The organism is Corynebacterium sp. NML 120412 (genome assembly GCF_002285155.1).
GTDB classification, from domain to species: domain Bacteria; phylum Actinomycetota; class Actinomycetes; order Mycobacteriales; family Mycobacteriaceae; genus Corynebacterium; species Corynebacterium gottingense.
Genome location: NZ_NSGL01000005.1, coordinates 56,358 through 80,326 on the forward strand (window position 1 = coordinate 56,358; position 23,969 = coordinate 80,326).

22 protein-coding genes, 1 tRNA gene and 1 other RNA gene are annotated in these 23,969 nt (G+C 66.5%); 13 read left to right on the plus strand and 11 right to left on the minus strand.

What is annotated here, in order from left to right:
- Positions 1-264: 264 nt before the first annotated feature.
- The 4 genes from CKJ84_RS10150 to CKJ84_RS10165 are packed head-to-tail and all read left to right on the plus strand — an operon-like array spanning position 265 to position 4,657.
- Complete coding sequence (locus CKJ84_RS10150) at positions 265-1,605, plus strand: hypothetical protein (RefSeq protein WP_095546864.1); 1,341 nt, start codon at positions 265-267, stop codon at positions 1,603-1,605.
- A gap of 47 nt (positions 1,606-1,652) precedes the next feature.
- The gene (locus tag CKJ84_RS10155; protein WP_095546865.1) at positions 1,653-2,672 is read left to right on the plus strand and encodes a DNA polymerase III subunit epsilon; all 1,020 of its coding nucleotides are present in this window, start codon (positions 1,653-1,655) and stop codon (positions 2,670-2,672) included.
- A 10-nt stretch (positions 2,673-2,682) separates the two neighbouring features.
- On the plus strand, positions 2,683-3,960 hold the full coding sequence (locus CKJ84_RS10160) for a MurT ligase domain-containing protein (protein WP_095535908.1): 1,278 nt from the start codon (positions 2,683-2,685) through the stop codon (positions 3,958-3,960).
- Positions 3,953-4,657 carry a type 1 glutamine amidotransferase gene (locus CKJ84_RS10165; protein WP_095538132.1) on the plus strand — a complete coding sequence of 235 codons (705 nt, stop codon included), beginning with the start codon at positions 3,953-3,955 and terminating at the stop codon, positions 4,655-4,657. The genes CKJ84_RS10160 and CKJ84_RS10165 overlap by 8 nt, the downstream gene beginning before the upstream one ends.
- Before the next feature lie 10 nt (positions 4,658-4,667).
- Here CKJ84_RS10165 and recR read toward each other — a convergent pair whose 3' ends face one another.
- The 7 genes from recR to CKJ84_RS10195 form a co-directional block, all read right to left on the minus strand.
- Positions 4,668-5,294: a recombination mediator RecR gene (gene recR / locus CKJ84_RS10170; RefSeq protein ID WP_095275233.1), complete on the minus strand. Its 627-nt coding sequence runs from the start codon at positions 5,292-5,294 to the stop codon at positions 4,668-4,670.
- Between the two features lie 99 nt (positions 5,295-5,393).
- Entirely contained in the window at positions 5,394-5,780 is a 387-nt protein-coding gene (locus tag CKJ84_RS10175) for a YbaB/EbfC family nucleoid-associated protein (RefSeq protein WP_095275234.1), read from the minus strand.
- A gap of 109 nt (positions 5,781-5,889) precedes the next feature.
- Entirely contained in the window at positions 5,890-6,657 is a 768-nt protein-coding gene (locus CKJ84_RS12555) for a hypothetical protein (protein ID WP_369801182.1), read from the minus strand.
- A gap of 328 nt (positions 6,658-6,985) precedes the next feature.
- Positions 6,986-8,140, minus strand: coding sequence for a DNA polymerase III subunit gamma and tau (locus tag CKJ84_RS12560; RefSeq protein WP_369801181.1), 1,155 nt, complete (start codon positions 8,138-8,140; stop codon positions 6,986-6,988).
- Between the two features lie 71 nt (positions 8,141-8,211).
- On the minus strand, positions 8,212-8,754 hold the full coding sequence (locus CKJ84_RS10185; RefSeq protein WP_233125664.1) for a hypothetical protein: 543 nt from the start codon (positions 8,752-8,754) through the stop codon (positions 8,212-8,214).
- Positions 8,744-10,024 (minus strand): aminotransferase class I/II-fold pyridoxal phosphate-dependent enzyme, encoded by a 1,281-nt coding sequence (locus CKJ84_RS10190; protein ID WP_095546866.1) that lies wholly within the window; start codon positions 10,022-10,024, stop codon positions 8,744-8,746. The genes CKJ84_RS10185 and CKJ84_RS10190 overlap by 11 nt, the downstream gene beginning before the upstream one ends.
- Positions 10,025-10,145: 121 nt before the next feature.
- Positions 10,146-10,234 (minus strand) — tRNA-Ser (locus CKJ84_RS10195).
- A 149-nt stretch (positions 10,235-10,383) separates the two neighbouring features.
- Between CKJ84_RS10195 and ffs the strand changes: the two genes are divergently transcribed.
- An RNA gene (gene ffs / locus CKJ84_RS10200) (signal recognition particle sRNA small type) lies at positions 10,384-10,482 on the plus strand.
- A 281-nt stretch (positions 10,483-10,763) separates the two neighbouring features.
- Positions 10,764-11,255, plus strand: coding sequence for a ferritin (locus tag CKJ84_RS10205; RefSeq protein WP_095275238.1), 492 nt, complete (start codon positions 10,764-10,766; stop codon positions 11,253-11,255).
- Positions 11,256-11,267: 12 nt separating this feature from the next.
- Here CKJ84_RS10205 and gluQRS read toward each other — a convergent pair whose 3' ends face one another.
- Positions 11,268-12,173 carry a tRNA glutamyl-Q(34) synthetase GluQRS gene (gene gluQRS, locus CKJ84_RS10210; protein WP_095546867.1) on the minus strand — a complete coding sequence of 302 codons (906 nt, stop codon included), beginning with the start codon at positions 12,171-12,173 and terminating at the stop codon, positions 11,268-11,270.
- A 15-nt stretch (positions 12,174-12,188) separates the two neighbouring features.
- On the opposite strand from gluQRS, the gene CKJ84_RS10215 reads away from it, so the two are divergent.
- The 5 genes from CKJ84_RS10215 to CKJ84_RS10235 all read left to right on the plus strand — a co-directional run bounded on the left by CKJ84_RS10215 (position 12,189) and on the right by CKJ84_RS10235 (position 18,025).
- Positions 12,189-12,884 carry a queuosine precursor transporter gene (locus tag CKJ84_RS10215; RefSeq protein ID WP_095535904.1) on the plus strand — a complete coding sequence of 232 codons (696 nt, stop codon included), beginning with the start codon at positions 12,189-12,191 and terminating at the stop codon, positions 12,882-12,884.
- Between the two features lie 120 nt (positions 12,885-13,004).
- Entirely contained in the window at positions 13,005-13,169 is a 165-nt protein-coding gene (locus tag CKJ84_RS10220) for an Rv0909 family putative TA system antitoxin (RefSeq protein WP_095535903.1), read from the plus strand.
- Between the two features lie 164 nt (positions 13,170-13,333).
- Positions 13,334-14,722 carry a TetR/AcrR family transcriptional regulator gene (locus CKJ84_RS10225; protein WP_095535902.1) on the plus strand — a complete coding sequence of 463 codons (1,389 nt, stop codon included), beginning with the start codon at positions 13,334-13,336 and terminating at the stop codon, positions 14,720-14,722.
- Between the two features lie 15 nt (positions 14,723-14,737).
- Entirely contained in the window at positions 14,738-15,469 is a 732-nt protein-coding gene (locus CKJ84_RS10230) for an ABC transporter ATP-binding protein (protein ID WP_095546868.1), read from the plus strand.
- On the plus strand, positions 15,470-18,025 hold the full coding sequence (locus CKJ84_RS10235) for an ABC transporter permease (protein WP_095546869.1): 2,556 nt from the start codon (positions 15,470-15,472) through the stop codon (positions 18,023-18,025). It abuts the gene before it with no gap.
- A gap of 16 nt (positions 18,026-18,041) precedes the next feature.
- On the opposite strand, the gene CKJ84_RS12710 is transcribed toward CKJ84_RS10235, so the two are convergent.
- On the minus strand, positions 18,042-18,293 hold the full coding sequence (locus CKJ84_RS12710; protein WP_369801183.1) for a helix-turn-helix domain-containing protein: 252 nt from the start codon (positions 18,291-18,293) through the stop codon (positions 18,042-18,044).
- Positions 18,294-18,870: 577 nt separating this feature from the next.
- Between CKJ84_RS12710 and CKJ84_RS10245 the strand changes: the two genes are divergently transcribed.
- Complete coding sequence (locus CKJ84_RS10245; RefSeq protein WP_095546871.1) at positions 18,871-19,215, plus strand: hypothetical protein; 345 nt, start codon at positions 18,871-18,873, stop codon at positions 19,213-19,215.
- 221 nt (positions 19,216-19,436) lie between these two features.
- Here CKJ84_RS10245 and tgt read toward each other — a convergent pair whose 3' ends face one another.
- Both tgt and CKJ84_RS10255 read right to left on the minus strand, forming a co-directional pair.
- Entirely contained in the window at positions 19,437-20,699 is a 1,263-nt protein-coding gene (gene tgt / locus CKJ84_RS10250; RefSeq protein ID WP_095546872.1) for a tRNA guanosine(34) transglycosylase Tgt, read from the minus strand.
- On the minus strand, positions 20,696-23,143 hold the full coding sequence (locus CKJ84_RS10255; RefSeq protein ID WP_095546873.1) for an MMPL family transporter: 2,448 nt from the start codon (positions 23,141-23,143) through the stop codon (positions 20,696-20,698). The genes tgt and CKJ84_RS10255 overlap by 4 nt, the downstream gene beginning before the upstream one ends.
- A gap of 193 nt (positions 23,144-23,336) precedes the next feature.
- On the opposite strand from CKJ84_RS10255, the gene CKJ84_RS12100 reads away from it, so the two are divergent.
- The coding region (locus CKJ84_RS12100) for a hypothetical protein (protein ID WP_143340362.1) at positions 23,337-23,969 on the plus strand (633 nt) is incomplete at its 3' end.

The window sequence follows — 23,969 nt, forward strand, 5'->3', positions numbered from 1 at the left end:
GCCGATTTCTATCAGAACGCGCGTTATTGCACGTAAACCCCGTAAATTACACGATTGTTCAACAGGCACACTTCGTCCCGATTACGGCGACACATATACTTGATCCAGAACCGGCAGTTGCAGCGCAGCGCAAGTTCTGCACTGGGGAGACACCCGGCACGTCGAACATCACCGCGCTCTGAGATAGGCTGCCAGCTAAGAGCAACGTGACACAACAACATCCCGCCCGTATTTCCAATCCGAACAGTAAGGTGGAGAAGGATCATGCAAAGCCCGAGCTACGTGGTTCCTGACCACGGGATCGGCGCCGTCCGAAGCATTCCTACCTGCGATGTGGATCAGGCGCTTGTGCGCAACTACCTGGCGAATGCTCGCGACGGGCACGCCGACTTCCAGGTCACGCTGTTGCAGCGCGGCGAGGACGCAGGCTTTTACATCGCCGCTGACGGCAAAATTCTGGGCGCGATGGCCGAGCACGACGCGCTGGAGTACCAGGAGCTCGCCCACATCGCCGAGGCGGGCCTGACGCCGGAGGTCACCGCAAGGGCCGAGTCGCATGCTGGCGGCACCGTGAACCTCACCCTCCGCCTCCCCCGCCCGGGCCTGTGCATCCCCGCCAACGAGCCCCCGACCGAGCCCTGGGCACTGCTGGACGGCACCGGCCCCCGCGTCGTGTCCTACCTGCCGGACGCTGCGGAGCGCGACATGAATGACCGGATGAGCTTACTTGTCCGCCTCGGCTTCGACGAGGCCGGCGACGTCATCGCCTGCCTGGGCAAGGGTGGCGTGGGCACGCTTGACCCGCGCACCGCGTCCGAGATCACCCCGACGCTGCGCAACCTTGAGCAGCGCGGCCTCATCGTGGTCGTGCGCGGCTACCATGCGCCCACCGCCAACGGCGTCGAGCTCACCGTCAACCTCAGCGGGGTGGACGAGACCGGTACTCCGAATGAAGTTTCGCCGGTGCCGTTCCTCCCGCTGCCGGAGGCGCAGCGGATTCCGGAGCTCGTCACCGTCGGCGCCCCGAACGAGGCATCCTGCGGTCGCCCCTCCCTCGCGTCGGGCGAGCTCACCGGCGACTCGACCCCACTAGCCCCCTCCCCGCTGCTGGACGAGCCAGCGCCGGCGGAGCCCGAGGTGGACCCGGCGTCGCGCGAGGTCGCCGCGGCGACGGTAGCCAAAGACGCTGAGGACGCCAACGACGCTGAGGAACCTGCGGGTGCTGTGGCCGCGTCCACCACGCTCATCGGCGAGTCCGAGGAGAGCGTCGCGGAACCCGATCAGCCCCGGCGCCGCTTCCCGCGCTTCCGCGCCGACGACGACGCGGAAGCAGCCGCGCTCGCCGCGGAGCAAACCCCGGACCAGCCAGCCGCAGCGGTCGCGGAGGACACGGAGAAGAAGCCGGCGGCGGCGAGCCGCCTCCACCCGGCTTGCATCGCCGCGGGCACGCTGCTGATCCTGCTGACCATCGCGGGCGTCATTGCCATCAGCACCCAGTGGAACAGTGGCAACAGCGCCGCGGCGCGCATCTCGCCGACGAGCTACGACGACACCGTCGTTGCCTCCGTGGAGGACCCGCAGGATCCGGCAGTGCTGGACCAGTAGGCCAGGGCGCGGGCCGCACCGCCCGCGGCCCGACTACTATGTGAACAATGACATCGAACGAGTCCTACCCCTACGTTGCGCTCTCCGCGCAGACGACGGGCATCCACCCGTCCACCGGGCGGATCCTCACCATCGATGCCGTGACCTTTGATGACGGCGGCCGCGTCGGCGAGGAATTCCACGCCGTCATCAACCCCGGTTGCGACCCGGGCCCCCGCCACACCCACGGCCTGAGCACCCACGAGGTCGCCCAGGCCCCGCGCTTTACCCGCTTCCTTAAGTCGCTGGACAAGCTTCTCGACGACCGCGTGCTCGTCACCTTCGACACCCCCACTACCTGGGGCTTCATCGTCAGCGAGGCGCGCCGCGCCATGAGCGCCGCCGCCCGCGCCAACCGCTCGCGCAAGAAGCGCAACGGGCGCCGCCGCCAGCGCGTGGGCCACGTCCCGCACCCCACCCAGATCGTGGACCTGCTGGCCGCGGCGCGTCGGCAAGGCGTGGTGCCCACGGACCTGCGCATCGGGGCCGTCGCGGACCTGATCGGCGTGGCCTCCGAGTCACCGGTGGCCAATGCGGAGCGCGCCGCCCGCCCCGAGACGGAGATCTCGCGCGAGCAGACCCTCAAGCTGGTGGCCATGTACATGCAGCTCCGCGAGCACGGCGAGGTGCCGGGACGCTCGCCGGACGAGCTCGCCGCGGACCGCTTCGGCCTGCAGCGCTCCACCGTGCGCGTCGACGCGGAGAAGGCCGGCGCCGCGGCGGATAACCCCGGCAAGTACTCCCGGGAGACCGGCCTGCTCAAGGGCATGGAAGTTGTGGTTACCGACGACATCGCACTCGAACCCGACACGCTTATCGACGCCGCCGTCCGCGCCGGCCTGACCTACACCGAAAAGCTCACCCGCGAGAGCTCCGTAGTGGTCACGGACGCCCTGGCGAGGGGCGCGTCGCCGGACGAACTCCGCGGGAAGGCGATGCACGGGCACCGCAAGGACATCCCGCTACTGACCGGGGAGGAGTTCCTCACCGCCGTGGAGCAGATGGGTTCTGCAGAGCGCGTGCACTAACGTAGAGCTCATGAATCCGAGAGGACGCCTTGCACGCATCCGCACGAACGCCGCGCTCACAGCGGCGAAGCTCGCCACCACCGCCTCCCGCGCCACCGGTCGCGGCGCAGGCGGCATGATCGGCGGCCTGGTCGCGGGCGCGATCGACCCGAACATTATGGACGGCCTGGGCCGCGGGCGGCCCACGGTGCTGGTCACCGGCACCAACGGTAAGTCCACCACGACCCGCATGCTGGCCCAGGCGCTGCGCACGACGTACACGGTGGCCACGAACGAGGGCGGCGACAACATGGACGCCGGCATCATTTCCGCCCTCATGGCGGGCGGCGACGCCGCCAACATCGTCCTCGAGGTGGACGAGCTCCACGTCCCCCACGTGGCGGAGAGCCTGGACGCGGACGCGCTCGTGCTGCTCAACCTGTCGCGCGACCAGCTGGACCGCGTGGGCGAGATCAATAAGATCGAGCGGGCGTTGCGCGCGTGTGTGGAAAAGCGCCCCGAGATGACGGTGGTGGCCAACTGCGACGACGTCCTCATGACGTCGGTGGCGTGGGACCACCCCAACGTGGTGTGGGTGTCCGCGGGCGCGGGCTGGGTCAATGACTCGGTGACCAACCCGCGCGGGCCCGGCTACGTCGTGCGCACCCCGGAGGGCGATTGGTACGCCACCGAGAAGCTCGCGGACGGCACCGAGTTCCGCCGCCCCTCCCCCACCTACACGGTAGATGCGCAGGGCCTGACCACCCCGTCCGGCCAGGTGCCCATGCACCTGACGCTGCCCGGCCGCGCGAATCGCGGCAACGCCGCCCAGGCCGTCGCCGCGGCCGTCGAGGCCTACGACGTCCCGCTGGACAAGGCCGTGGGCGCCGTCGAGGGCGTGGACAACGTGGCCGGCCGCTACGCCACGGTCACACTCGGCGAGCACGAGGTGCGCCTGCTGCTGGCCAAGAACCCGGCCGGCTGGCAGGAGGCCCTGACCATGTTGGACCGCGACGCGGACGGCGTGGTCATCGCGGTCAACGCCCAGCAGGGCGACGGCGCGGACGTGTCCTGGCTGTGGGACGTGAAGTTTGAGGACTTCGACGGCATCGCGGTGAAGTCCGCCGGCGAGCGCGGCACGGACCTGGCGGTGCGCCTGCTGTACGCGGGCATCGAGCACGAGGTGGTCCACGACGTGGTTGAGGCGATTCGCGCGTGCCCGCCGGGGCGCGTCGAGGTGCTGGCAAACTACACCGCGTTCCGCGATCTGAAGCGGGACCTGGCCAAGCAGGAGGATTACCGTGGCTAAGCAACTGACAATCGGCCTGATTCTGCCCGACGTCCTGGGCACCTACGGCGACGACGGCAACGCGCTCGTCCTGCGCCAGCGCGCCCGCATGCGCGGCCTCGACGCGGCAATCCGCCCCTTCCTGCTCACCGACGAGATCACCGCCGACTGCGACGTCTACACGCTCGGCGGCGGTGAGGACTCGGCACAGGTGCTCGCCGCGGAGCGACTCAAGGCGTCGCCAGGCCTGCAGCGAGCCGCCGACAACGGCACCCCGATCCTGGCCATCTGCGCAGGCCTGCAGGTCCTCGGCCACTCCTTCAACGCTGCTGGTCGCTCGGTCGAGGGCATCTCGCTTATCGACGCCACCACCACCCCCCTTTCCACCCGCGCCATCGGCGAAGTTACCACCACCCCGGCGACCGACCTCCTCACCGAGCCCCTCACCGGCTTTGAAAACCACATGGGGGGCACCGTCCTCGGCCCGGACGCCCAGCCACTCGGCCGGGTCACGCGTGGCGTGGGCAACCTGGACAGCACCGTCGAGGGCGCGGTCCAGGGCAGCGTGATCGCCACCTACATGCACGGCCCGGTCCTGGCCCGGAACCCGCAGCTGGCGGACCTCCTCCTCGCCCGCGCCCTCGGCGTGGACACCGCGGAGCTCGCCCCGCTGGAGCTGGACGTGGTGGACGCGCTGCGCGCCGAGCGGCTGAAGTAGCGGGTCCCGCTTACAGCTTCAAACGGCCGCTAAGCGCGCGCGACAGCGTGAGCTCGTCCACGAACTCCAAGTCGCCGCCCAGCGGCATACCCGACGCCAGGCGCGAAATGGTCAGCTCCGGGAAGTCCTTGAGCAAGCGCACCAAATAGGACGCGGTCGCCTCGCCCTCGGTGTCTGGGTCGGTGGCCAGGATTACCTCGCTGACCTGCGGCGAATCCTCGCCGTCGCGGTCCGGCAGCACCCCACCGATGCGCTTGAGCAGCGGGGCGATGGCGAGGTCCTTCGGTCCGACGTTGGCCAGCGGGTCTAGCGCCCCGCCGAGCACGTGGTAGCGCCCGCTGTACTCGCCGGTGCGCTCGATGACCTGGATGTCCTTGGCGTCCTCCACCACGCACACCGTGGTGGCATCCCTGCCGGAGTCGGCGCAGATACGGCACACCTCGTCGCGGGAGACGTTGTTGCAGATCCGGCAGAACGTCACGCCGTCGCGCACCGCAGCCAGCGCGGAGCGCAGCCGGTCGATGTCCTCCGGCTCCGTCTTCAGCAGGTGGAAGGCGATACGCTGGGCGGATTTGGGGCCGACGCCAGGTAAGCGCGAGAACTCGTCGATCAGGTCCTGCAGCGGGCCTTCAAACATGGCATTGCCTCCTTGGTTTGCCCTGGTTTGCGGGGGTACTACACGCCAAAGCGCCCGGCCCCACGGCCAGGCGCTACAGACGTAAAAACGGTGCGGTGCTTAGATGATGCCGCCGAACGGGATCTCACCGTCACCAGCGGACTGGCCGCCGGTCGGGCCGCCCTGCTGGCCCAGGCCGGAGCCGCCGGTCAGCGGGCCGATCTTCTCCTGCGCGAGCTCGCCGGCCTTCGTGTGCGCGTCGCGGTACGCAGCGAGGATAAGGTCCTGCAGGGACTCGACGTCTTCCGGGTCCACCGCTTCCTTCTTGATCTCCAGGTTGGTGATCTCAGCGCCGCCGGTCATGGTGACCTTCACCAGCTCGCCGCCGGCGGTACCGGTGACCTCAGTAGCCAGCAGCTCCTGCTGGGCCTGCTGCAGCTGCGCCTGTACCTCCGCCGCCTGGCGGATGAGGTCCTGCATATCGTTCGGCATGTTCGGCTCGGTCATGGTGTGCAACCTTTCTCAGTATTGTTTCCCCCGACTGGGGCGGTGCGTTCCCGGCCTAGTGTACCCGTTCCTGCGCCGGCTTCCGCGCCTGCTTGCTACCAGCGAACGGCTACATCGGCTTCGCGCCGAGCTCCTTGCTCAACAGCTCCATGGCCACTTCGGTGGCGTCGCGGTGATCGATCGTGCCCTCCTCCGAGAACGCCTGTTCAGCCATGTCGCGCTCCTCGTCCTCGCGCGTGTACGCCGGAGCCGGCTGCGGTGCCGTCCCTGGCTGCTGCGGTGCCGGAGCCGCCTGTGGCTGTGACTGTGCCGGAGCCTGCGCCGGGTCCTGCGGCAATCCGGCGCCGTCGGCGTACGGGTCGTAGTCGGGCTCGTCATCCATCGGCTCGGGGGGCAGCGGGATCTCGTCGCGCTCGCGCTGCGCCTTTTCCGCAGCCTTCCGGCTCGCCGCCTGCGCGGCAGCCTTCCAGTCGTTGGCTGCGTTCTTTTGGTTCTTCTGGCTCTTCTGTGCTGTCGGCGCCCCCGCAGGCTCCTCCGGTGCCGGCTCGTTCGAGGAGGTCCCCTGGTTCGGGTTCCACACCTGCTCCGCGCGCGGCGTCGCCCGCGGTCGCACGTTCGCCGCGGACGGGTCGGTGCCCACTACGCAGCGCACCTGCACGCGACGTCCAAGTTTCTCCTCAAACACAGCGACGATGTCGGCGTTGTTGCGGTCCGCGTTGATGCGCTCTGCAAGCGCGCCCGTGTTGTGGCCGATCACGAGGGTCTGACCATCCATACCAAGGGGCTTCGCCTCCGTGAGCATGATTTCCGCGACCTTGTTGCGCTCGCCAACGGACTGGCGCAGCCGCGTCCAATCGCGGTGGACGCGCTCGAACAGCTCGTCAGGGTCCTGGGAATCCTGGGCCCGAGCAGCCGCAGGCTCCTGCGGCGCGGGCTTCTGCTGCTTTGGCTCCTGCGGCGTGGGCTCGGCTGGCGCAGCCGGCCTGGCGGGTTCCGCGGGCGGGGTGGGCTGCGGCTTTTCCTGCGGAGGAGTTTCCTGCGGCGCCTGCTCGCGCTGCTGCGGCTCCGGCCGCGGGGCACGCTGCGGCGGCGGGGTGGACTTGCTGCGCCCCTGGCCTCGCCCACCGGCAGCTCTCCCTCATACACATCTTTCTGCGTGCACAACAACTATCTTCCGGTCGGCTTCGCATTCACGTCCGCGCCCCTTACCGCGCCGGGCACCGCCTCGCGCCCCCACACCTCGCGCTCCCGCCACCACCAGCAGAGCCGCCGGACGCTGGCCGCTGCGCCGGGGCGGCAGAACCGGGAGCGGGAGCCCCGGCCCCACCATCGATGGTGAGCAGGTGCGCCATCATGACCTCCAGCAGCAGGCGCGGCGAGGTGGCGCCGCGGAGGTCCTGGATGCGGTCGTTGACCTCGGTGGCCAGGGCCGAGAGCTGCGCGGGGCTGAACTGCTCGGCTTCTGCGCGGAGGATGTCGGCGCGGTCCACGGGGGCGTCGACAAGCCCCTGCCCAAACGCGTCAGGGACGGTGCGGACCACGAGCAGATCGCGCAGCCGATCGAGGAGGTCGAGGGCGAAGCGGCGCGGCTCGTGGCCGGACTCGATGACGTTGTCGATGGTGTGGAAGATGGCGGAGGCATCGCGGGAGGCAAGGGCGTCCACGGCGGCGTCGAGAAGCGAAAGGTCCGTCACGCCGAGCAGCGGCAGCGCCAGGTCGTAGGTGAGCCCGTCGGGGCCGGCGCCGGCGAGCAGCTGGTCCAGCACAGACAGGGTGTCGCGGGGCGAGCCGCCGCCCGCGCGGATGACCAGCGGGTAGACGGTGTCCTCCACCTGCGCGCCCTCCTCAGCCACGACGTGCTCGAGCAGCTCGCGCATCGCCTGCGGGGTGAGCAGGCGGAACGGGTAGTTGTGGGTGCGGGAGCGGATCGTGCCCAGCATCTTCTCCGGCTCGGTGGTAGCGAAGATGAAGATGAGGTGCTCCGGCGGCTCCTCCACGATCTTCAGCAGCGCGTTGTTCCCGGACTGAGAGATCATGTGCGCCTCATCGATGATGAAGACGCGGTAGCGCGACTCCGCCGGCGCGAACATGGCGCGCTCGCGCAGGTCGCGCATGTCGTCGACGCCGCCGTGCGACGCCGCGTCCAGCTCCATCACGTCCAGGTTTCCGGAGCCACCCGGCGCGAGCGAGCGGCACGAGTCGCACACCCCGCACGGGGTGGACGTCGGCCCCTCCACGCAGTTCAGGGAGCGGGCGAGGATGCGCGCCGACGAGGTCTTGCCGCAGCCGCGCGGGCCTGAAAACAGGTAGGCGTGGTTGATGCGCCCGTTGTCCAGGGCGGTCGACAGCGGGACTGTCACCTGCTCTTGGCCAATTACTTCACCAAAGGTCGCGGGACGATATTTCCGGTAGAGAGCCACGCCGCCCAAGTTTAGGCATCGCGATACCAGTCGGCCATTGCGGCCCCGCGCCGCCGCATCCGCCGCTCGAGCACGGCCCCACCTTGCTCCGAGGCGATGGCGAACTCGTCGTCCGTGAGCAGCGCCAGTTCCAGCAGCAGGGTCAGCCGCCCGGGCTCGCGTACCAGCGGCGTGCCCTGCTCGAACAGGCGCGGTTCGCGCAGCAACCCGTGCCGCACACTCACCCCGTCGGGCAGGTCCACCCGGTCAAGCAGGTGTTCCAGCAGCACCCCAGGCTGCGCGGGCACGCCGAGCTCCAGGACCATCGTCGCGGCGGCACCCAGTGCGGCACCGAGCAGTTGCTTATCGACGCCCGCGTGCACCACCATCTCGCACCGCACATCCGTACCCGTCTCCGATTCGAGCGCGAGCCCGGTATCTACCTCGGAGAACCCGCAGGTGGCGGCGATCCCCTCGGCGGCGAGGGCGGGGAAGGGGGCGGGTGGGGCGTCGATAAGCATGGGCTCGGGAGGTAGCAACGACCCGAGCCACTCGGCAGCCTGGTTAGGCCTCACGCTGCTCGATGGCGGCGAAGAGGACGCACAGCGCGACGCCGTCCATCGCCTCGACGACCTCATCGAGCGGCGGCAGCGACGGCGCGAGGCGCAGGGTGCGGTCGTGCGGGTCGTCGTGCAGCGGGAACGGGGAGCCCGCCTGCGTGAGCTTGATGCCGGCCTCCTTGGCCAGCTGCCACACGCGGGTCGCGGTGCCGTCCGGCACGTCCAGGGACACGAAGTAACCGCCCTCCGGCCTGGTCCACTCCGCGATGCCGTAGCCGCCCAGGCGCTCCTCCAGCGCGCGCTCGACCGCCTCAAACTTCGGACCGAGCGAACCGGCGTGCTTGCGCATCACCACGCGCACGCCCTCCGCGTCGTGGAAATACATGGCGTGCGCGAGCTGGTTCCGCTTGTTGGGACCGATGCCACGCACCCCTGCGATCTTGGTGTACCAGGCCAGGTTCTCCTCCGAGGAGGCGAAGAAGGCCACGCCCGAGCCCGCGTGGGTGATCTTGGACGTGGAGCTCATGTACCAGAAGCGGTTCGGGTTGCCCGCCTGTGCGGCGATCTCCAGCACGTTCGGGTTCTCTGGGAACTCGTCGGTCAGCGTGTGCACCGCGTACGCGTTATCCCACACAATGCGGAAATCGGGCGCGGCCGTCTCCATCGCGGCGAGGCGGTCGATCACCTCGCGCGAGTACACCGTGCCGGTGGGGTTGCTAAAGACGGGGACGGTCCACATGCCCTTGACCTGCGGGTCCTTGGCCAGCTCCTCGACCTTGTCCATGTCGGGGCCGCCGTCACGCATCGGCACGGTGACCATCTCGAAGCCGAACAGCTCGGTGATGGAGAAGTGGCGGTCGTACCCCGGCACCGGGCAGATCCACTTGACGTGCTCCTCATCCTTCCACGGGCGCGCGGAGTCATTGTTGCCAAACATGTAGGAGAAGGACACCAGGTCAAACATGATGTTCAGCGAGGAGGAATCGCCGGCGATGACCAGCTTCGGGTCCACGCCGAGCACCTCCGCCCACAGGTTGCGGATGTCCGGGATGCCCACGCCGCCGCCGTAATTGCGCACGTCGCCGCCGGAGCTGTCCGTGAAGCGGTCCTTGCCCGGCAGCTCCAGGAGCTCGTTACCAAAGTCCAGCTGCTCGGACGACGGCTTGCCGCGCGTCAGATCCAGCTTCAGGCCCTTCGCCTGCAGGTCGGCGTACTGCGCGCGGACCTCTTGCGCCAGCTCAGCGAGCTGCTCCGGGGTGTGGTCTGTCAGCGGAGTGTGTCCCATGTGCGATTCACGCATCCAATCGTGGGTAGGCGATAACGTTTTGCCCCGATCTTACAACGGGGCTGCGATCGCCCAGCAACGCAAAACCGGCACCTCGCGTGATTGCGGGGTGCCGGTGAGTTGGCGGAGGATGTGGGATTTGAACCCACGAGGGTATTGCTACCCGCACGCGTTCCAGGCGTGTGACATAGGCCGCTAGTCGAATCCTCCAATGAGTAACGCTCACAGCGTCGTGGCAATACTTTAGCGCATGCACCTATTCGGTCCAAAACCGCTGGGCAAGCGGCATGGCGGGGCGTCGATAGGCATTGGGCGCTGGCGGGGTTTGGAGCTCGCGGGAATTGTTGGCTACAGTGTGGGGCAGGATCCCACGCGGTGCTTATCTTGTGAACTCCCCCAGGGCGGGAACGCAGCAAGGGTCAGCGAGCTCTGGCAGGTGCGTGGGGTCCCCTTATTTTTGCCGTGGGGCCGTGCGCCTGGCGGGGCGCCGGGGCGAGTTCTGACCTGTTTGACGAGAACCCCTTGACGAAGTCGCAGACTTGTCCGCATCCTCGTCATCCTGCGCTCGTCATCTAGCCGAATAACACCGGAAGCCCCCACACCCCGGCAGGCAACAGCCCCGTTTGACGAGGACGCCGGAGGTCTTCGAGAGGTAGCGTAGCGGCACAACGCTCATATACCGTTTTCGGCTAGGCTGGGCCACACGACATCAGCCCCGTAGAAGGAAGGCCCAATCACCATGGACGCAAAGCTTTACGACGTCATGAACGCCCAGGTCACCGAGGAGTACCTCGCCGCGTACCTGTACCGCCACCTGGCCAACGAGATGACAGAGCTCGGTTTCGACGGCGCTGCCACCTGGTTCATCGCGCAGGCGCAGGAAGAAGTGGAGCACGCCGCCAAGTTCACCAAGCACCTCCAGGACCGCGGGCAGCGCGTGGTGCTCGCCAGCATCGAGCTCGACGCGCCAAAGATCGCGAGCCTGCTCGAAGCCTTCAAGGCTTCGCTTGAGCACGAGCAGAAGGTGACGGCGGAGATTCGCCACATCGCCCGCGTCGCCGACGAGGTGGGGGATCTGGAGTCCCGCGACACCATTAACTGGTTCCTCTCCGAGCAGGTTGAAGAGGAGTCGAGCGCGCAGGGCATCATCGACAAGCTGGAGCTCGTTGGCAATGACGGCGCGGGGCTGCTGCGCATCGACGAGCAGCTCGCACAGCGCGGCGACAATTAAGGCGAGGAGTAGTCAGCCCCTCCAGACCCAGGGTTTGCGCGGCAGCGCCCCTGGGTCGAACTGTGTCAGCAGCTCCCCGACGCTGTCCACGCCGGGGCAGCCTATCGACGCCGCAATCTCCCCCACCACCGCCTCCACCGGCCGCTCGCGCGTCATCTCCCGCAGCGTCACCGCCCCGTCACGCTTTGCCAACCTTCGACCCTCCCCGTTGACCACCAGCGGCACGTGCACGTACTCGGGCTGCTCGTAGCCCAGCAGGTGGGCCAGGTAGGCCTGCGCGGGCGCAGAGAACGTGAGATCGTCGCCGCGCACGACTTGGTCGATGCCCTGCTCACCGTCGTCCACAACCACGGCGAGGTTGTACGCCCAATCCCCCGCCTGGGCCTGGTTGAGGTTGCCGCCGCGGCGCAGGATGACGTCATCGACCGGCCCGACGACCTCGCCGGCATAGAAGTCGCGCACAGCCCACTCGGTGACCCCGGCGCGCAGCCGCAGCGCCGGCATCCGCCCCTGCTCGGCCAGCTCGGCCCGCTTCGCCTCGCGCTCGGCCTCGGTAAGGTCGCGGCACGTGCCCGGGTAGAGGCCGGGCCGGGCGTGCGGGGCGCTCGCGGCCTCGCGGATGTCGCGGCGGGTGCAGTAGCACTCGTAGGTGTCCAGCGTGGCCAGCGCGGCGGCGTAGCGCTCCCCGTTGTCGGACTGGTAGGTCACCGGCGGGTCGAAGTCCAGGCCCAGCGCCTCGAGGTCCTCGATCTGCCGCGCGGCCGATTCCGCGCTGGAACGCTCCGAGTCAATGTCCTCGATGCGCAGGTAGAAGTCACGGCCGGTGCGGCGAGCGAAGAGCCACGCCAGCACAGCGGTACGCAGGTTGCCAAAGTGCAGGTCCCCGCTCGGCGAGGGCGCGTATCTCCCAGCAGACATGCCCCGAGCCTACTTATGGTTGAATACTCATCCGTGACAACCCCAAATACCTCAGTTTCCCGCTCCCCGTACCCAATCCTGCTCGCCGTCTTCTGCGCAGTGTTCCTCATCTCCAACATCACCGCGCAGAAGGGCGTGGCGTTGGGGCCGTTGCTTACCGACGGCGCGTTCTTCCTCTTCCCACTCTCCTACGTCATCGGCGACGTCCTCGCCGAGGTCTACGGCTTCAAGGCGGCCCGCCGCGCCGTGTTCACCGGCTTTGGCATTGCCATCCTCGCGGTCGTCTCCTTCTACATCGCCATCTGGCTCCCCGCTGCGGACTTCTACGACGCCCAGGACACGTTCGCCTCCGTGCTGGGTCTCGTGCCGCAGATCGTGGCGGCGTCGCTGGCCGGCTACGTGGTGGGCCAGCTCTCCAACGCGTGGGTCCTGCAGAAGATGAAGGACCGCCTTGGCACGGGCAACCTGTGGGCGCGCCTGATCGGCTCCACCGTCGTGGGCGAGTTCGTGGACACGCTCCTATTCTGCGCGATCGCGGCGAGCGTGATCGGCATCAGCACCGCGGGCGACTTCATCAACTACGTCCTGGTCGGCTTCCTGTGGAAGACGCTGCTGGAGGTCGTGCTGTTACCCATTACCTACCCGACGATTGCGTGGGTGCGTGGCGTCGAGAAGCGCAATGCTGGCCACGCAGACCTCACGGCGAAGTAACAATTCTCTTAAAATCCGCCAGATTGGTCGACGCGTCCGCAATTGGTCGCTACGTTGGGTGCCACTGGTTCCGAGAGGGGCCACGGATTAGCAAATACCCGAACGAAAGGATTTAGCACAATGGGCGTTTTTGACAAGGCAAAGGATGCACTGAACTCCGAGGAAGCTACCGACAAGGGCCTGGACAAGGCTGCGGACGCTGCCAAGGCCAAGCTCGGCGAGGACAAGGCCGACAAGGTCGACCAGGCTCGCGATGCCATCGACGGCAAGCTCGGCTCCGAGTAGCCCTCGGTTCCCGTATTGACGGGCCGCACCCCTTCCCGGGGCGCGGCCCGTTTTTCTATGAAGAAACTTTAGTCACCCAAGCTACGCATAAGTTGTGCATAAACACCGAATAAGAAGCGGCGGTTCGGTGGGACAGGTGTCGAAGACGAGGTACACTGGCGAGGGTGAATGCAGAACAACACCCCGCCTCGTCCACAGGCCGCACAGGTTCCGTCAAGCTACACCTGTTGGACCAAGCCACCCGCCTCCTCGGCCGCGGGGGCCGCGACGCGCTGACCATCCCGGCAGCCGCTGACCTGGCAGGCATCACCGTCGATGAAGCGAAGACACTCTTCAGCTCCGACGAGGATCTGTATGGCGAGGTCAGCGCGTTCCTTGACGAGCGCCTCCGTGGCTTCGTCGACCAAGAGCTGACAAAGCTGCCCGCTGACGCGTCGCTCACGCAGAAGCTGCGCGCCAACGCCACCGGTTACTTCAACCAGGCACTGGACAACCCCACCTACTTCGCCGCGTACAGCCGCTCGAAGGTAGCGCACCAGTTCCCCAGCTTTGAGGAGCAGATCGACAACGCCCCGGACCTGGACGCCTTCCCGCCGGCGACGACGCGCATTATCCGGCTGCTGGTGGAGCTCACCGAGGAGATGGGCATGCCGGTGGACAAAGCCCTCATCCTCCGCGAGACCATGGCGGTCCTCTCGGAGATACACGGCCTCGCCCACCTGGCCACGTTTGGCATCATGCGCCACCTCTCCCCCACTGCGAAGCGGCAGACCTTCCAGGCGGCCCTGCAGACTCTGCTGTCCGGCCTCGTTGACACGATCAGGGAGGGCCACATCCTGGCCTTCGAGCCGGAGCGCATCAAGGGCGAGATCCTCGAGTCGTTTACCACCAAGGCCAAGGACATGCCACGTGACACCAGGGACGAGTTACGCGAGGCCCTGTTCCGCGGCGCCGCCGAGGTCGTCGTCGCCCGCAGCGTCGACGGGATGACCCTGGAGGCCGCCGCCGAGCAAGCCGACCTCCCAGTGAGTACCGCGCGCCAGCTTTTCGACGGCGACGCGGCCCTCCTTCGCGAACTTGAGGTCCACCTCGACGAGGCCAACACCCAGACGATCCTGCGCCAGAGCAGCTTCGTCTCCGAAGGCTCGCCGGGCCTGACCTACATCAAGGCCACCGGCTTCGGCTACCTGCAGTACGCGCTGACCGACCCGGTCGGATTCGTCGCCCTCATCGAGATTGCCAGCCGCTCCATCGTCCCCGTCTCCTTCGACGACGAGGGCGGCACCGCCCAGCCCTTCGACATGGGCAAGGCGTTCACCTTCCTGATGAACATCGTGCGCGACGCGATCTCGCAGTCCGACGGACCGCGCTCCACCTGGGTGCTCTACACCCAGATGATGGCGCTGTGGGCGTCCATCCACGGCGTCTCACAGCTCGCCACCATCGGCGTCCTCACCTACGACAACCAGGACTTCTGCTACCGCATTACCTCCCGAGTAATGGACATCCTGCTCCGCGGCATGATCAACGTCCTCGAGCTGCGCCCGCAGTAGTAGCGGCGTAATACCGTGGCCACACCGCCAGCAGCGCGCGCCGTCGACCTGGTCAAAACCTACGGCCAGGGGGAGGCGCAGGTGACCGCCCTCGACGGCGTCAACGTGGAGTTCCGTCGCGACGAGTTCACCGCCATCATGGGCCCCTCCGGCTCCGGCAAGTCCACCCTCATGCACGTCATGGCCGGCCTGGACACCGCCACCTCCGGCTCCGCCTACATCGGCAAGACCGACCTCTCCGCCCTGGGCGACAAGGCACTCACCGCTTTACGACGCGACCGCCTCGGGTTCATCTTCCAATCCTTCAACCTCGTGCCCACCCTCACCGCGGCGGAGAACATCACGCTGCCTACCAACATCGCGGGCCGCACCATCGACCGCGCGTGGTTCGACGAGATCACCCAGCGCCTCGGGCTGACCAAACGCCTCGCGCATCGTCCCGCCGAACTTTCCGGCGGCCAGCAGCAGCGCGTCGCCTGTGCCCGCGCGCTCGTCTCCCGGCCCGACATCATCTTCGGCGACGAGCCCACCGGCAACCTGGACTCCAACTCCTCCGCCGAGGTCCTGGACATCCTGCGCACCTCCGTAGACCGCGACGGCCAAACCGTGGTGATTGTCACCCACGACGCCCGGGCCGCCTCCTACGCCGACCGCGTGATTTTCCTGCGCGACGGCAACATCGTCGACTCGCTGGCGCGCCCAGACATGGACACGATCCTGCGGGTCATGTCCGCCATGGAGGGATAGATGGCCTCCCCGATGGCAACGGTGTCGCTGCGCAACGTGGCGGCCCACAAGCTACGTCTCGCGCTCACGGTACTTTCCGTTGTGCTGGGCACCGCGTTTCTCTCCGGCGCGTTGATGTTTACCTCCATGCTCTCCTCCACCTTCGACTTAGCGGTGGGCACGGTCCTTGACGGCACGGACGCGGTGGTGCGCCCCGGCGAGGGCCAGGGCTCCATCTCGCGGGAGGAGGCCGACGAGATTGCAGCGCACCCGGACGTAGCGCGCACCAATATTTTCGCCGAAAAGTCCATCGTTGCAGCACATGAGGATGAAACGGCTATCCAGATGCGGATGGGTGCGTCCCGCCTGGGGCTCTATTACGGGCCAGAAGACGCGGTCGGTGCACCCACCGAGCTCACCGAAGGCCGCGCCCCTGAGACGATCGGCGAGGTCGTGCTCAACGCCAACGGTGCCGAAAACTACGGCATCGAACTCGGCGAGCGCCTCATTGCCGTCGACCGTGACGGGCGCAACGAGCTCACCGTCACCGGCTTCTACGACAACGAGCTCGCGCAGCAATCCTCCCTCCTCTTCCGCGTGAGCCCGGAGACGTACACCGAGTTCTACACGCGCGGCGACACGGTGCCCGCGCTCACGGTTGCCGCTGCGGACGGTGTTGGGGATGACGCGATCGTCGAGAAGCTGCATGCGGCGCACCCCGAGCTGGAAATCGCCACGGGCCAATCGGTAGCCGACGACACGAGCGCGAAAATCCGCGAAGCCTTAAGCTTTGTCAGCTACTTCCTCATCGCGTTCGCGCTGGTCGGACTGCTGGTGGGCACGTTCCTCATCGCCAACACGTTCTCGATGATCGTGGCGCAGCGCACCAAGGAGTTCGCGCTCCTGCGCGCGCTCGGCGCAACCAAGGGCCAAATCACCCGCTCGGTCGCACTGGAGTCCGCGCTGGTAGGCGTGATTGGCTCCGCACTCGGCGTCGCAGGCGGGGTAGGACTCGTCGCTGCGATCAAGGTCGCCATGCGCGCCTACGGCATGGAGCTGCCCGATTCCGGTGTGGGGCTTACCTGGCAGGCCGTCGCCGTCCCGCTCGTCGTGGGCACCATCGTGACGGTCCTCTCCGCGCTCGCGCCGGCACGACGCGCCGGACAGGTCCGCCCGGTCGAGGCGATGCGCGCGAGCGAGTCCGCCACGCCGCAGCCGCTGAAGTGGCGCACCATCGGCGGCATGCTGCTCATCGTCGTCGGCGTGAGCGCGGCCGCCGCGGGCATGGCGTGGGACGACGGCTCGACGGGGCGGCGTGCCGCGCTGGTAGGCGCAGCCGCGCTCGCCGCGATCACCGGCCTGTTCCTCGCCGGCCCGGCGCTCAGCCTGCCTGTCGTGCCGCCATTTGGCCGGGCCATTGGGCTCCCCTTCGGTGCCGTCGGCAAGCTTGCGTCCACGAACACGCACCGCAACCCGCGACGCACCGCCACCACCGCCTTCGCGCTCATGCTGGGCATCGCCCTGGTCACGGTGATTGGCATGCTCGGCGCGACGATGAAGCACTCCGTCGACGACGTAGCCAAGAGCGAGGTCAGCGCAGACTACGTCCTCTACGGCCCGGAGCTCGGCTCCTTCCCCGTCCCCAGTGACCTGCCGGAACGCATCTGCAACACCCCCGGAGTCGGCACCGTGACCAGCTACAGCCAGGCCCCAGTCACCGTCGACGGCGAATACGGCCATCAGCTCGGCCCCGCAGGTGCCACCGACGTGATCGACGGCAACACCGCCGACCTGCTGCAGCTCAACATGGTGGAAGGGTCCGCCGACCTGTCCGGCAACACGCTCATCGCGCCTACCGAAATCGCCGCGCAGCGCGGCTGGCACGTCGGCGACCCCCTCGAGCTCGCAGCACCCGGGGTGTCCACCGACACCGTCGAAGTCACCGTGGGCGGCCTGTTCGAGGACTCCAACATTCTGCAAACCTTCGTCGTCTCCGGCGAGGCGGCCGCCCAGGTGGCCACGTGGAAGGCGGAAACCATCCTCATGGTGGGCGTAAGCGGCGACGGCACCGTGGACCAGACGCAACTGCGCTCGAACCTGGAGGACGCAGTGCGCCACGACATCGTAGTGCAGGTCCGCTCCGCCGAGGACGTCGCGGGCGAGGCCGCCACGCTGATCGATCAGATGCTGTTCATCCTCTACGCGCTGCTCTCCCTGGCGGTAATCATCGCCGTCCTCGGCATCATCAACACGCTCACGCTCTCGGTCATCGAGCGCCGCCAGGAGATCGGCATGCTCCGCGCGGTAGGCACCCAGCGGCGCCAGATCCGCACCATGATCACGCTCGAGTCGGTGCAAATGTCCGTCTTCGGTGCCGCCCTCGGCGTCCTGCTCGGGCTGGGGCTCGACTGGGCGTTCCTGACCGTGCTGGAGAGCCAAGGCTTATCGACGATCATCATCCCCGGCCGTCTCATCGCCACCGTCTTGGGCGGCTCCGTGATCGTTGGCGCGCTGGCTGCGCTTTGGCCAGCCCGGCGCGCCGCCTCCACCCCGCCGCTGGACGCGATCGCCGACTAACTTTTCAGCGAAAAGTTTATTTCCCCTGGTTATAGACAGAGACGGAGGACGACTCCAGGGTCATTTGCAAGTCCAGCGTGGTGAGAATCTTAAGCAGAGTATCAACCGTGGGGTTCCCTAGCCCGTTTTCGTTCCGGCTGAACTCGGCTTGCGGAATCCCGGCACCGTCGGCCACCGCTTGCTGGGAAAGACGCCTGTTTTGACGCGCGGCAGCTAGCGTCGCGCCGATCGCGTCACGCGCTGCGATCTCCGGCCGCCTCGTGCACACGCCTCGCTTCAACCGAAGCTTGCTCTTTGTACGGCTTCATGAATTCTTCGTACTTCGTTGTGGGCATTACCCGCACCTCCCCTGCAGCTATGAAAATCCACAGGTCTATGTGTTTTTAACACATATCGTCAACGTCGCCTTTCCACCCGCCAATGGTTCCGTGCAGCTCGAAATCTGTGGCGTACTAATATTTTCATTTTCCCAGAATAGTTGGAGCTTTGTTCTCCTATTAGTAACTTTAGCCATTCACGGACTGCGCTCCTACCAGCTTATCGATGGTCTGCAAAACGCATTGTAAGTCGTGGAAAATGAAGAATAAATAGTGCGAACAGAGAGATAGCCAAATTCTCGGGCCGCAGAAGTTGGGGTTGAATTAGACTTCCTACTCGCCGTGTTTCATTAATGCCAGCACATCACATGTAACTCTGGGGCGTACCCTAATTGAAAGGGAACGTGAGTGAAGTGTGTTGGCCACAAGAGGTTGCGCTGGATATAACGTGGCACCACCATCCCCATTCCTTTAACTTGGAACGGTGCCAGGGAGACTTTACAGGGGAGTCAAATTAAGGAGGCTCTAATGAAATTGTTAAAAACCCCACTCTGGAACCTAGAGGGTGGCGAACCGGTAGACGTTGACCATCATGTTGTTCGGATTAAGCTGTACAAAGATGAAGTCGTTGCGGAGTTTACGATTTCAGAGCTATGCAGCTTTTTTGGCCTTAAGGATCTGCATTGTATGCGGCTACAATTTGAGGTCTGGCATGAATTGGCATCGTTCGAATGGGACTCTGAGGAATGTGTGCATCTTGAGCAAAAGCCGTTCACGGACTACTTTCACGCTTCAAAGATTTCCCATTGCTACGCTCCCCCCTCTCCTGATGCTGATCGTGGGGGACGGGAATGGGGGATGAAAAAGCTGTGAACATTAGGCTCGTATAGTCCATGTCCAACGTTTCCCCCACTCTCCCGCACAAATATCAATACCTTTTCGCCTCAAAACATGCTCGATCGCGGCCTGTACGACTGCGCGTTCTGCATCCCCTATGCGGTCGAAAACCTGGAAAAATTTCCACCGTCGTAGATCTCAATTTTCCACTGCCGTGTGCTCTCCCACATCGCCCCCCCCCGCGAAATTGTCTTGGTCTATCGCTGCTTGGCGTAGTAGCGCCCCATGAACTCGTCGCGGTACGCCTCGTACTCACCGGCGTCGATGGCGGCGCGGATGTTGTCCACCAGCCGGATCATGAACTCCAGGTTGTGCATGGTGCACAGCGTGCCAGCGAGGAACTCCTTCGCCTTGAGCAGGTGGTGGATGTACGCACGGGAGTAGTTCTGAGAGACGTAGCCGCCGAACTCCTCGTCCACACCGGCGAAGTCGCGCTTGAACCGGGCCGCGGTGAGGTTCATGCGCCCGTCCAGGGTGTACACGCCGCCGCGGCGCCCCAGGCGGGTCGGCGCGACGCAGTCGAAGGTGTCCGCGCCCGCCTCCACGGCGGTGAAGATGTCGTCCGGCTCGGAGATGCCAAGCAGGTGGCGGGGCTTGTCGGCGGGTAACTCGTCGGTGACCCAGCCGACGATAGTGCCCAGGTTCTCCTTTTCCAGCGCACCGCCGATGCCGAATCCGCCGAACCCGCGCTTACCCTCCTCTCGGGCCTCACGGTCCAGGTCTAGCAGGCCCCGCACCGCGGATCGGCGCAGGTCCTCGTACTGCGCGCCCTGCACCACGCCCCACAGCGACTGCAGCGGCTTGCCCTCGCGCGCCAGAGTGAGGCGGTCGTGCTCGTCCAAGCAGCGCTTCGCCCAGCGGCGGGTGCGCTCCACGGAGTGCTCCTGGTAGTCGCGGGTGTCCACCAGGGTGGTCAGCTCGTCGAAGGCGAACATGATGTCCGCGCCCAGCTGGTGCTGGATCTGCATGCTCACCTCAGGGGTGAAGCGGTGCGAGGAGCCGTCGATGACGGACTTAAAGTCGACGCCGTCGTCGTCGACACGCGCCATGCGGTCCTTGTTGGCTGCGCGGATGTCGCTCTCGTCCAGGTCCGCGATGTCCATCGCCAGCACCTTCTTGAAGCCGACGCCCAGGCTCATCACCTGGAAGCCGCCGGAGTCGGTGTAGGTCGGCCCGTCCCAGTGCTCAAACGCGGCCACGCCGCCCGCCTCGTCGACGATGTCCGGGCCCGGCTGCAGGTATAGGTGGTAGGCGTTGGACAGGATGGCCTGGGCGCCGGTCTGGTGGATCTGCTCCGGGGTCAGCGTCTTCACCGTCGCCTTCGTGGCCACGGGGATGAACGCGGGCGTCTGAATGTCGCCGTGCGGAGTGTGGATCGTGCCCGTGCGGCCGTGGCGGCCCGGCGCGGGCTCGAGCTCAGTGCCGACGGTGTAGGAAAGATCGGTGTGTGCGGGGTTCATCGGGCGGGCTCCAGTTCTGCAGTGTCAAGGTTGGTGTCGGTGTGGGTGTCGGGGTGGGTATTGGGGTGAAACTCGCGCTCCAGGCCGGTGCCCTCCACGTCCACGTGCGGCAAGATCCGGTCGAGCCAGCGGGGCATCCACCAGGTCGAACGACCGAGGATGAACATGGTGGCCGGCACGAGTGCCATCCGGACGAAGAAAGCGTCGAAAAGCACTGCGACGCCGAGCGCAAAGCCGAAGATCTGGATGAATGGGAGCGGCTGGTTGATGAAGGCCACGAAGACGGCAATCATGATGATCGCGGCGGCCGTGACCACGCGCGCGCCCTGCGCGAAGCCGTCGACGGTGGAGTGCTGGACGGCGTGGATTTCCGCGTCGGGGTCGCCCTCGCGGCGCAGCTTGAGGTAGTGCTCGCGGATGCGCGTGACCAGGAAGACCTGGTAGTCCATGGCCAGGCCGAAGGTGACGCCGATGAGGAAGATGGGCAGGAAGGACAGAATCGGGGTCGGCGTGTTGACCAGGCCCAGGAAGCCCTCCTGCCAGAACAGGACCGTGACGCCGAAGGCCGCGCCGACCGAGAGCAGGAAGCCCAGGCCCGCGACCACGGGCACGAGGATCGAGCGGAAGACGATCATGAGCAGCAGGATCGCCAGCCCAACCACGATCGCCAGGTAGAGCGGCATCGCGCCGCTGAGCTCCTCGGTGATGTCCATCTGCACCGCCGTGAGCCCCGTCAGGCCAATGGTCACGCCGGTGGCGTCCTCGACCTGGTGCAGGGTCTCGCGCAGGCCGTGCGCGACCTCGAGCGTGTACTCCTCCTCCGGACCGCCCTGCGGGTAGGCCACCATCTGCGCCGCGGTCATGTCGTCGTTGACACCGATGAGCTGCGCGTGCTGGATGCCGCTGACCGTGCCGGCCTCGCCGACGGCGTAGAGGAAGGAAGCAAGCGCCGCCTTCTCAGCGTCGCCGCCCTGCTCGTCCGGGATCGCGTCCATGTACGGCCGCAAGATCTCCGAGTCCGAGTTCGCCGCATGCGCGTCCACCACGACGAGGAACGGCGCGTTCACGCCAGGTCCGAAGCCTTCCGCCATGAGCTCCGCCGACTTGCGCTGGGTGGTGTCGAGGTTCGAGGTGCTATCCGACGGCAGCGCCATTTCCAAGTCCAGCACCGGTGCAGCCAGCGCGCCCAGGCCCAGGACCACGCACGCCATGACCACGGCCGGGAACTTCCGCACGAAGTTGACCCAGGTGCGGCCCATGGACTTTTGGTCCAAATCTTTCGCGGGGCGCTTCCCTGGGCCGGGCTGGCCGGCAACGCCCGGGATGCGGCCCGCGAACGCACGGTCGCCCCACAGGCCGAGCAGCGCGGGCAGGAGCGTGAGCGCCACGAGCACGGAGACCAGCACCGTCAGCGCGGCGGCGAGACCCATCCAGGAGAGGAACTCGATACCCGCCAACACCAGCGCGACCAGGGCGACGAACACGGTCGTGCCCGCGAACACGACGGAGGACCCGGCGGTGCCCACCGCCATGCCGGCCGCATCGGGGCCGGGCAGCGTCCTGCGCTCCTGGCGGTAGCGGGACAGGATGAACAGGGCGTAGTCAATCCCCACCGCCAGGCCGATCATCACGGCGAGCACCGGGGTGACGTTGTTCAGGTCCACCCAGTGCGTGGTCAGCACGATGGCGAGCGCGCCGATGCCCACGCCCACCACCGCAGTGATGAGCGGGATCGTGGAAGCTGCGAGGGAGCCGAACGTGATGAGCAGGACCAGGAAGGCGACGCCGAGGCCGATGAGCTCGGAGGTGGTGTTGATCTCGATCGGATCGCCGAAGCCGGCGCCGCCGGCCTCCACCTCCAGGCCGGCGTCGCGGCCGATCTGCATCGCCTGGTTCACCACGTCGCGGTCTACCTGCTCCACCGTCATGGAGGACTCGGCCCCGAACTCGAAGGTGGTGTAGCCGATCCGGCCGTCGTCCGAGACCGTGCGCAGGTTGTGCGCGTCCGCCTTCGCCGTCTCTTCCGGCAGGCCCATGTCCGTCATCTGGGTGACGATCATGTCCTGCAGCTCGCGGTTGACCTCGACCGGGTTGCCAAAGCGGTCAGTGCCGCTCAGCCCCTCGAGGTTGTCCTCGATGTAGCCGACCGTGTCGTCCATCGCCCGCATGTATTCCGGGCTGTCCAGCGACTGGCCGTCGGGCGCGGCGAACACCAGGTTGACGCCCGGCGCGGTGGCCACGTTGCCCTCCCCGGGGAAGTTCTCCTCCAACGTGTCCAGCGCGGAGATGGCGGGTGTGCCGGAGATGGAAAACTCGGAGGTAAACGGCCGCATCAGCGAGAGTGCGCCCGCCGCGGTCGCGCCGAGGATGAGCAGCCACGCCACGATCACCCGCCATTTGCGCAGGTAGGACCATCGTCCTAGCCGGAAGAGGAGCTTCGCCACAGATCACACGGCCCTTCGGGTGTTGGGAAAGAGAGGTCTTGCGTACGTTTCAAGTACTCGGCCAATCATAGTGGTCGGGCCCGCTGGGCCAAAGGGGTCACAACTCAGTTGACGAGGACTGGTTGACGAAGATGCGGGAAAAGGGACCGCGGACAAATAGTTGGAGTGTCCCCGGGGGCGGAGAGGGTTTCTGATGTCCGCGCATTTTCCCCGTGAGATCCGGGAGCAAGCAGTTGATAAGTTTCTTGAAGGCATGCCGTACAAGCGCATCGGCGATTGGCTGGAAGAAAGCTATGGCCAACGCCCTTCTCGGTCAACGGTCGGGTTATGGGTCAGGCAAAGACGTCACGGTCGCCCTCTTAGCCCGCAGCCGGGTATGCATGCCCCGGAAACAGTCGGTGATGCGGTTGCACGTCGTGTGACCTCAACACAGTCGTTTGCAATTATCGGCGACCAAGTTGGCGTCGCCAGTGGGTCAGTGCGGAAATGGACTTCGCGGTACTGGCCCGACGCGCAAGAGGTTGCCGCTGCCGCGTCGCTGCCGTTCGACGAGGTCTACGCGATCACAATGGAACGTGTGAGCAAAGATCGCAGAAACAAACGCACCAAACAGCAACAGCGCATCGCTGATAAGCACAACGCCGCAACCCGTCCGGCACCGGTAGATTCCTGGTTGCCAGGCCCAGGTCCTGTCCCCGATATGGATGCGCTGCCTGATGACCCTGCAGAGTTAAAGAAACTCCTCGCCCAGGAACGCGAACGCCAAGCGGTCAAAGACGCGATCATTGAAGTGCTCATGGGCGGCAGCGAACACACCCAGGGCAGT

Bases quoted from the DNA above. Each gene is read 5' to 3' on its own strand.
- CKJ84_RS10155 (WP_095546865.1), top strand. From the start codon at position 1,653: ATGACATCGAACGAGTCCTACCCCTACGTTGCGCTCTCCGCGCAGACG.
- CKJ84_RS10150 (WP_095546864.1), top strand. From the start codon at position 265: ATGCAAAGCCCGAGCTACGTGGTTCCTGACCACGGGATCGGCGCCGTC.
- recR (WP_095275233.1), bottom strand. From the start codon at position 5,294: ATGTTTGAAGGCCCGCTGCAGGACCTGATCGACGAGTTCTCGCGCTTA.
- CKJ84_RS10215 (WP_095535904.1), top strand. From the start codon at position 12,189: ATGGTTGAATACTCATCCGTGACAACCCCAAATACCTCAGTTTCCCGC.
- tgt (WP_095546872.1), bottom strand. From the start codon at position 20,699: ATGAACCCCGCACACACCGATCTTTCCTACACCGTCGGCACTGAGCTC.
- CKJ84_RS10220 (WP_095535903.1), top strand. From the start codon at position 13,005: ATGGGCGTTTTTGACAAGGCAAAGGATGCACTGAACTCCGAGGAAGCT.
- gluQRS (WP_095546867.1), bottom strand. From the start codon at position 12,173: ATGTCTGCTGGGAGATACGCGCCCTCGCCGAGCGGGGACCTGCACTTT.
- CKJ84_RS10245 (WP_095546871.1), top strand. From the start codon at position 18,871: ATGAAATTGTTAAAAACCCCACTCTGGAACCTAGAGGGTGGCGAACCG.
- CKJ84_RS10205 (WP_095275238.1), top strand. From the start codon at position 10,764: ATGGACGCAAAGCTTTACGACGTCATGAACGCCCAGGTCACCGAGGAG.
- CKJ84_RS10235 (WP_095546869.1), top strand. From the start codon at position 15,470: ATGGCCTCCCCGATGGCAACGGTGTCGCTGCGCAACGTGGCGGCCCAC.
- CKJ84_RS10190 (WP_095546866.1), bottom strand. From the start codon at position 10,024: ATGGGACACACTCCGCTGACAGACCACACCCCGGAGCAGCTCGCTGAG.
- CKJ84_RS10175 (WP_095275234.1), bottom strand. From the start codon at position 5,780: ATGACCGAGCCGAACATGCCGAACGATATGCAGGACCTCATCCGCCAG.
- CKJ84_RS10160 (WP_095535908.1), top strand. From the start codon at position 2,683: ATGAATCCGAGAGGACGCCTTGCACGCATCCGCACGAACGCCGCGCTC.